Below are 8,609 nucleotides of genomic sequence, written 5' to 3'. Positions count from 1 at the left end.
CGCCGCTAAGTTATGGTGCAAGCACCAAAACTCCGCTCGACTTGCATGTGTTAAGCCTGCCGCCAGCGTTCAATCTGAGCCATGATCAAACTCTTCAGTTTAAAATCAGTAGTAGCTTATGGCTACCAATCTTGGCTCATCAATTTTCTGACAAATATTTCTCAAATAAACTTCGAGTAATTTCTACCATCAATCAATGAAAATAATTTCGATCAATCAACCAGTAAAAATCCACACAAGTTGTTCTTCATAATCTCTTAATGATCTTTCTAATACTTCGTCAGTATTAGAAGCTGGACTTTAATAAACTTAATAACTTAGCACTTCGTGCTTCGTTCGTTTCCGTCTATCTCGTCGGTATGGGGTGCATTCTAGAGGATTTCAGAATCATTGCAACCCCCAATTCACTATATTTTTCACGTATGTCTCTTTTTTCTACAAAAATTGCCAAAAAATCGCTTTTTTATCTAAATTTTGAGCATTTTTCTTAAAAAAATAGCGGATTCATTGTGATTCAAATAAAAACAATCCATTTTTTTAAGACCTGATAGCGATCAAAAAACTACGGAATTCCAATAAAATCCTAAAATTCCTTTTCGCTACAAAGGATTTTTTAAAGCTTTCTCTGATTACAGACGATATTTTGCTCTTTTCCATCCGACTTATAGATATACAACACTTTATTCAAAGCAGCTTTCTACTTTTAGACAGATTTTTTGCGATTTAAAATGAATCCGTTATCTCTCCATCTCATTTTCAACCACAAAAAATGAAGAGTTCATAAAGATTGAACAGCCTATTCAGATGAATTAAGCCACATAGGGTGAGTCATTACGCCCCAACCAGTAACACATGACTTCTTCAATCATTTCTTTCTTACCCTTATAGTCTTCAGCAGCAAATAATAATTTAGCCCGACGCGGTAAACGTTCTTTGACCAATGAAAATAAAAGATAGTGAGAGGCAATATCTAATCGCTGTAATAAAGCATAGGCTTGCTCAAAAGATTCCTGCTTCTGTTCAGGCGTATCGTATTCAAATAGAAAACGTAAAATAAAATCGATTTCCTGATCAAAAATATCCTGAGTCTGGTAATGATACATAAATAATGCTTACCCTCTTTTTTATGACTTTTATAAATATTTTTGAGATTCCATATCACAAGCATGCTAATGATGGGATTCAATCTCAGCATCCATACTACAGTCTAGCCCGTATTTCAAGTAAATGAAAAATGCAACAGCCCAATAAAAAATCAGTAGGAATCATGGAAATTCAGAAATAAAAAAGGAAGAGATCTCTCCCAAAATCTCTTCCCTGGAGTTGAATCTTTATGCGATCCATCGTGTCATTATTATAGTTATCTACAAAAATTTAAAAAAAGCCTCTTGGGGAAGAGACTTAAAAATTGTGGAGTTATTCTTATATACCCTCTAGATATGTTTCTACACAATGTCTAGATGAATAAATCTTAAACATAAAATATGACAAAATCAAGACAATTGGAAAAATTTAAGTATTGTTTTTATAAGCTTTTTTTTGAATTTCTATATTTATATAATTCATATATAACTAAAAAAATAAAAGCAGGCCGAAGCCTGCTTTTATTTCAACAACTTAGAATAATACTCAGTCTACAAAAGTCACTTTTGCAATTGCTTTTTTGCTGGCTTGAACGATCAAAGTCACATTCTCTTTCACAGAAAAATTAGCATCAACCAGATTCCAATCTACTTTAACAGCGCCACGACCGATCGCATCTTTGGCTTGAGCCGCATTTTTAGTTAAACCCGCAGCACGTAAAATAGAGGTAATAAAGATTTCACCACCAAATTCGCCACGTGAAATGGTCACCTCAGGTGTTCCTTCAGGCAATTCACCTTCGGTAATCAGGTTACCCGCACCTTTATGTGCAGTTGCCACAGCTTCGGCACCATGGAAACGCTCAACCAATTCAAGTGCAAGAATCTTTTTCACTTCTTGCGGATTACGACCTTCAGCCACTTCTTTTAACAGCTGCTGGATTTCTTCAATCGACTTGAAGCTTAACAAATCAAAATAACGCTCGATCAGGGAATCGGGCATTGAAAGGACTTTTTGGTACATCGCACCCGGTGCATCAAACACGGCAATGTAGTTACCTAAAGATTTAGACATTTTATTCACGCCATCTAAACCTTCAAGAATCGGTACCGTAATACAGACTTGTGCTTCCTGGTCATAACGACCTTGCAAAGTACGCCCCATCAACAGGTTAAAGGTTTGGTCTGTCCCCCCCAACTCTACGTCAGCATGTAATGCGACCGAGTCATAACCTTGCACCAATGGATATAAGAATTCATGAATCGCAATCGGTTGGTGGCTGTTATAACGTTTGGTGAAGTCATCACGCTCCAGCATACGTGCCACAGTCTGCTGTGAAGCCAGCTGGATTAAATCAGCTGCAGTTTTTTGAGCAAACCATTCAGAGTTGAATACCACCTTGGTTTTAGCCGGATCAAGAATTTTAAATACTTGTTCTTGATAAGTTTTTGCATTTTCCAGCACTTTTTCACGTGACAATGGCGGACGTGTTGCACTTTTACCTGTTGGATCACCGATCATGGCGGTATAGTCACCAATCAGGAAATAAACTTCATGCCCCAAATCCTGGAACACTTTCAATTTATTAATCAGAACCGTATGGCCCAAGTGCAAGTCAGGTGCAGTTGGGTCAAAACCCGCTTTAATTTTAAGCGGACGATTTTCTTTTAATTTCTTCAGAAGATCTTCTTCAGAAATAATTTCATGCGTGCCTCGTTGAATGAGGGCAAGTTGTTCTTCAGCCGGCAGGAAATTTGACATCACAAAACCCAAACACATCAGTTATTCAATTTGTGCGATATACTAACACTTTTTCAGCACATTGCAGGCTTAAGAATAATCATGACAGCGATCTATATTGGGGTAATGACCGGCACGAGCATGGATGGTGTCGATATTGTTGCTGCTTCTTTTGATCCCTTACAGCTTCATGCGACCCTCACTTTGCCATTTGATCCCGATCTTCGTGACGAACTGATGGCGCTCACCCTACCGGGCGACAATGAAATTGACCGTATGGGCAAAGCTGACGTTGCTTTAGCCAGCATGATTGGTCAAGGCATTAATACGCTCATTGAAAAGAACCATTTAGATCGCAAGCAAATTAAAGCCATCGGTTCGCATGGACAAACCATACGTCACCGTTCTGAACATGGCTTCACCCTGCAAATTGGTGATCCCAACATTATTACCGAAATGACGCAAATTCCGGTCATTTCAGATTTTCGTCGTCGTGATATGGCGGCTGGCGGTCAAGGTGCCCCTCTGGTTCCTGCATTTCATCAAGCTTTGTTTCAGCATGACAGCATTCATCGTGTAATTCTGAATTTAGGCGGGATTGCCAATGTCAGCATGCTGCCTGCCGGCAAACCCGAAGCAGTATTTGGTTTTGACACCGGTCCTGCCAATATTCTTATGGATGCCTGGTGTCAGCGTTATACTGGTCAGCCCTATGATGAAAATGGCAACTGGGCAGCATACGGACAACCCATTCGCAGCCTGCTGGACCGCTTGCAGGCGCATGAATTTTTCTCCAAAGAACCACCGAAAAGTACCGGCCGCGAAGACTTCAACCTGGAATGGCTGGATGAACAGATTCTCGACTGGCGTAATGACCTTGAATATGACGAGTTAGAAGATACCCCTGAAAATGTTCAGGCGACCTTAATGAAACTGACCACCCGCGCCATTAAAAAAGCCATTTACCGTTCCGACATGGATACCGGTGAAGTTTATGTCTGCGGTGGCGGAGCCTATAACTCGAACCTGCTTGAACAATTGCGCTGGCGTTTACGCAAACACGAATGGACAGTACAAACTACAGCAGATTTAGGGCTGAGCCCAACCTGGGTAGAAGCAACTGCTTTTGCCTGGCTGGCTATGCGCTTTGTGAATCAGCAAAGTGGTAACCTGCCTGCAGTCACCGGTGCGGCTGGCTATCGTATTTTGGGAAGCATAACGACCGTCTAAACATTTTTTAATGCAAAGCTTTAGCATAAAAAGGTCTGCTTGATGCAGACCTTTTTATTTTTATACGTTAATGGAGCTATTTATTGCATCATTTTTTTTGCATTTTCACTGCGCAAGGCATTTAAAATTTGTTGTCCGGCACGTCCAGTTGGGCTAAGCCCCAAACGAATCTGCTCCTGACGGATCGCTTGACGGGTTTTATCCCCAATCAGGCCATCTACAGTACCAACGTCATAACCGCGATTGATCAAGAATTGCTGAATTTCACGACGCTCTGCACGTGATGTTCCTGCATCATCGGTGGGCCAGGTTTTACTAAAGCCAGCACTCTGGCCCTGTAAGCGATCAGACAAATGCGCAATCGCCAAAGCATAACTTTCCGCAGTATTATAACTATATATGGCATCGAAGTTTTTAAAGACTAAAAATACCGGGCCATTTGCACCCGCAGGTGTCATTAAACCTGCAGCACTGCTGTCAGATAAATTGCCTTGAATCAAAGGACTGCCATCCGCACGAACTACACCACGACTCATCCAGCTGCTTAAAGCCTTTTTATTGCGACGGCTTTCACCCGCAATAGACATGCCTTCCGGAATTCTGACTTCAAAGCCCCAAGGCATGCCAGTTTGCCAGCCGCGTTTTTTCAGAAAATTGGCGGTTGAAGCCAGAGCATCTGTAGTACTGGACACCAGGTCACGGCGTCCATCGCCATCAAAATCGACAGCCAACTCATCATAAGTAGAAGGCATAAACTGGGTATGGCCAAATGCCCCTGCCCACGAGCCTTTCATTTGCTGTTCGCTTAAATCACCGCGCTGCAAAATTCGCATGGTGGTAAAAAATTCGCCACGGAAATACCCCTGGCGACGCCCTTCACAACTTAAAGTTCCCAAAGCCTGCAATAAAGGATAGCTTCCGGAAATATCGCCAAAGTTACTTTCTACACCCCAAACCGCCACCACGGTTTCAGCCGGCACCCCATAGGTGGCTGCAACACGATTTAACACCTCTCGGTGCTGGGCCAGTTTTTGTTGCCCCAACTGTACCCGCTCTTCATCAACCAGACCGGATAAATAGTCCCAAATCGGGGTCGAAAATTCAGGCTGATAATTCAATTTATCAATCACAGAATAATCAGGCGTTAAATTTTGCGTATAGCGATCATAGGTAGAGCTACTCACACCCGAAGTTATGGCTTGACTACGTAAGTTTGCCAGACATTGCTGAAAATTATTTTGCGAAGTCAAAATTTGATTGGCTGGTGGGGTTGAAGTGACTGTGACAGGTTGACCATTAATAATCAGCTCAGCATTGGCTTGAGTCATGGCAAGGAAAACTGAACCTAAAACGAAAGCTAAGCGCTGCATAGTATCCTTTACGATCTTTGAATTTAAATTATGCTTTTACCATACCACCATCAGCACATCGTTTCTGAATCAAATCGTAAATTTAAATTCATTTTCTTCATTTTAAATTCATATTTTACTTTTAAATTTAAAAATTTTATCCACAGGCTTTATTTTTAGAATTTTTTAAATTCAAAACATAAGGAAATATGAATTTAAATTCATTATTTCAAATTTAAAGCAAAGTTTTAAATTCAAACGGCTTGTGGATAAGTTAATTCTGACCGTTTTTATAATCTTAGAAAGCTCATACTTTAAATTTAAAATCCTACTTTTTAAATTTAAAAGTTTAAATTCATTTTCTGCTCAAATACTTTGAATTCATATTTTTTTAAATTCAAATGCACGAGTTTAAATTTAAATTCATATTTTGAATTTATTTTTATCTTTTGAATTTAAAAATTTCTGCATTGTTTTACGACAATAAAACTAAAATACAGAACCATTCTATTTGTTTGTTTTTTATGCAGTATATTTATAAAGCATTGTATAAATTACACACAATTATTTTTATTCTGTTCCGATAAATGGCGCATTCTTGAAAAGAGGCGCAATCATGCCCGAAGTGCAGGCATAAAAAAAGCGATCATTGGCATGACCGCTTTTTTATCATTCAAACTTGGGTTTAAATGCTCATATCTTCGCTAAGTGCCAGTGGATTCGGCAAAATTTTCGCCAATGCACGGCATAAAGTAGTCAGTTCAGCACTGTCATTTGGCATCAAGGTGATATGGCCAATTTTACGACCTTCACGCTCAGTCTTGTTATAAAGGTGCAAATGAGCGCCATTTAAAGCCAAGACATCTTCAGATTTAGGATGTTGACCAATAATATTGATCATCACCGTTGGACGAACCACTTCAGTTGAACCTAAAGGTAAGCCCGCCACCGCACGAATGTGGTTTTCAAACTGCGAGCAAACAGCACCTTCAATTGACCAGTGCCCCGAGTTATGCACACGTGGTGCCATTTCGTTGGCATACAAGCCCTTGTCAGTGACAAATAGCTCTAGCGTCAACACACCGACATAATTCAAATGATTCAGCAGGCGAGTGATGTAGTCTTGTGCCACAGGCTGTAAATCGGCGCTGTTAGGTGCAGGCACAATTGAGTGCGACAAAATACCATTATGATGGTGGTTTTCTGCCAATGGCCAGGTTTTCACCTCACCGTTTTGACCACGTACCGCAATAATCGATACTTCACGTGAGAAGGTCACAAAACTTTCTGCAATCAGTGAACCAGCCGGACCAAGCTCAGCCCATGCCTGATCAACCTGATCTACAGAACGCAGCACAAACTGACCTTTACCGTCGTAGCCACCTGTTGCCGTTTTCAAGACGATTGGCAAACCCAGTTCAGCAACAGCCACTTGTAAGGTTTCTAGCGAATCGACTGCCTTATAAGGCGCAACTGGAATCTCGAGTTGATCGAATAAAGCTTTTTCCAGCAAACGATTTTGCGCAATAGCCAAAGCCTGACGCGGCGGGTGTAATTGTTTTTGCTGGGTTAAAATATCCACATCTGCAAGCGGGGTATTTTCAAACTCCAGACTAAATACATCTGCACTTTGAATAAACTCATTTAAACCATTTTCAGCTTGGCTTGAGATGACCTGACCCAGCGCTGCAGAAGGGCAATCTGTATTGGCTTCAAAGAAAGTGCATTGAATATTCAGCGGTAGGGCAGCTTGTGCCATCATACGGCCGAGTTGACCACCACCAAAAATACCGATGGTTTTATCCATAACGTGTGTCCCGTTTTAAGCTTGGCTTTAGATTTGACCAGGAATATTTTTGCTCGCCACTTTTTCAGTTTGCGCAGCACGGAATTCAGCAACATTTTTGGCAATTTCAGGACGTGTTAAACCTAAAATTTGTGCTGCCATAATGGCTGCATTGGTTGCACCGGCAGGACCAATTGCCAATGTACCGACTGCAATACCGGCAGGCATTTGCACGATTGAAAGCAATGAGTCTACGCCATTAAGAATAGAAGATTTCACTGGTACACCCAGAACCGGTAAGTCGGTTTTTGCTGCACACATGCCTGGAAGATGCGCTGCACCGCCAGCACCGGCAATAATCACCTGAATACCACGTTCACGTGCTGTTTCAGCATATTCAAATAAACGGTCTGGGGTACGGTGTGCAGAAACAACTTCCGCTTCAAATGGGATGCCAAGCTGTTTCAGCATATTGGCAGTGTGTTCCAGAGTTGCCCAGTCAGATTGGGAACCCATGATAATTCCAACGAGAGGTTGAGTGTCTGCAGCAGCCGCATTCATTGCAAATGTTCCATAAACGAATGTAAGGAAGGATAAATCTCGACAAGAGCCAAGTTTTAAATGAATCACAAGCTCGATATTATAGACTGATTTTTCATCTCACCAAAATTTAACAGATACTTTACTGCTGTATTTCCGCTGCTTTTTAGGTAAATAATAAAGAAATCATCATCAATTCTAAAAAAGTATTAAATTATTATTTCCAACGATGCTATCGCGTAAAGGCGACATGGAGGTCGCCGTTGAGCTGTGATACAAGGAAGTATCATCAGATCAACAAAGGATTTTTGTTACTTTTGATCCCTCAAAAGTAAAACAATGCCTCCACAAATTATTTTGGATCATAACTTGAGAAGAAGGCGATGAAGTAACTCAAATTCCAAATAAAATTATCAAGTTTTACTGACTTCTAAAAACAAAATATACACAACCTAAAAGACACAATCCTGCCCACAAATAATCCAGTTTAAACGGCTGTTTAAACAGAAAAATCATAAAAGGTACAAAGACCAGCAAGGTCACCACTTCCTGGGTTATTTTCATTTGTCCCACAGCCCAGCCCTGTTGTGCAAGCAGGCGAGTGGCGGGAATCATAAAACTGTACTCCAGCAGGGCGATCAGCCAGCCGAATAAAATCGCCTGCCAAATGGGTGCATCATGTAAAAATTTAAGATGACCATACCAGGCCAAAGTCATAAAGCAGTTGGAAATAATTAAAAGCAGCAGGGCAAAGTACATAGTCAATTGATCTGGAATAACTGCAAATATTTTACGTTTTTCCAGTAAAAAAGCATGTGATTTCCGGACGGATTTTAGCGCGGAGAAATCCCGATCCAACAGCCCCCTAAACTACCGGATGC

Annotated in this window: 7 protein-coding genes and 1 rRNA gene; 1 reads left to right on the top strand and 7 read right to left on the bottom strand. The window is 40.9% G+C overall.

Going from position 1 to position 8,609, the window contains the following annotated elements; genetic code table 11:
• The 3 genes from B9T38_RS15290 to tyrS form a co-directional block, all read right to left on the bottom strand.
• Positions 1–101: ribosomal RNA gene (locus tag B9T38_RS15290) — 16S ribosomal RNA — on the bottom strand; the annotation flags it as partial.
• A gap of 708 nt (positions 102–809) precedes the next feature.
• Positions 810–1,103, bottom strand: a complete 294-nt coding sequence (locus B9T38_RS15285; protein ID WP_086197607.1) for a hypothetical protein — start codon at positions 1,101–1,103, stop codon at positions 810–812.
• 526 nt (positions 1,104–1,629) lie between these two features.
• Positions 1,630–2,862, bottom strand: coding sequence for a tyrosine--tRNA ligase (gene tyrS / locus B9T38_RS15280; protein WP_171263257.1), 1,233 nt, complete (start codon positions 2,860–2,862; stop codon positions 1,630–1,632).
• A 63-nt stretch (positions 2,863–2,925) separates the two neighbouring features.
• On the opposite strand from tyrS, the gene B9T38_RS15275 reads away from it, so the two are divergent.
• Positions 2,926–4,053, top strand: a complete 1,128-nt coding sequence (locus B9T38_RS15275) for an anhydro-N-acetylmuramic acid kinase (RefSeq protein WP_086197606.1) — start codon at positions 2,926–2,928, stop codon at positions 4,051–4,053.
• A gap of 80 nt (positions 4,054–4,133) precedes the next feature.
• Here B9T38_RS15275 and B9T38_RS15270 read toward each other — a convergent pair whose 3' ends face one another.
• From B9T38_RS15270 to B9T38_RS15255, 4 genes are all read right to left on the bottom strand, one after another.
• Entirely contained in the window at positions 4,134–5,423 is a 1,290-nt protein-coding gene (locus B9T38_RS15270; protein ID WP_086197605.1) for a lytic murein transglycosylase, read from the bottom strand.
• Positions 5,424–6,087: 664 nt separating this feature from the next.
• Positions 6,088–7,209 carry a 5-(carboxyamino)imidazole ribonucleotide synthase gene (locus tag B9T38_RS15265; protein ID WP_086197604.1) on the bottom strand — a complete coding sequence of 374 codons (1,122 nt, stop codon included), beginning with the start codon at positions 7,207–7,209 and terminating at the stop codon, positions 6,088–6,090.
• A gap of 27 nt (positions 7,210–7,236) precedes the next feature.
• Positions 7,237–7,749: a 5-(carboxyamino)imidazole ribonucleotide mutase gene (purE, locus tag B9T38_RS15260; RefSeq protein ID WP_086197603.1), complete on the bottom strand. Its 513-nt coding sequence runs from the start codon at positions 7,747–7,749 to the stop codon at positions 7,237–7,239.
• A gap of 399 nt (positions 7,750–8,148) precedes the next feature.
• A complete protein-coding gene (locus B9T38_RS15255) occupies positions 8,149–8,487 on the bottom strand; it encodes a DMT family protein (RefSeq protein ID WP_086197613.1) in 339 nt (112 codons plus the stop codon).
• Positions 8,488–8,609: the final 122 nt, after the last annotated feature.

This window comes from Acinetobacter sp. ANC 4218, from assembly GCF_002135245.1.
Lineage (GTDB): Bacteria > Pseudomonadota > Gammaproteobacteria > Pseudomonadales > Moraxellaceae > Acinetobacter.
Note: the sequence above shows the minus strand (reverse complement) of the source record. Positions and strands in the feature narration are given on the sequence as shown.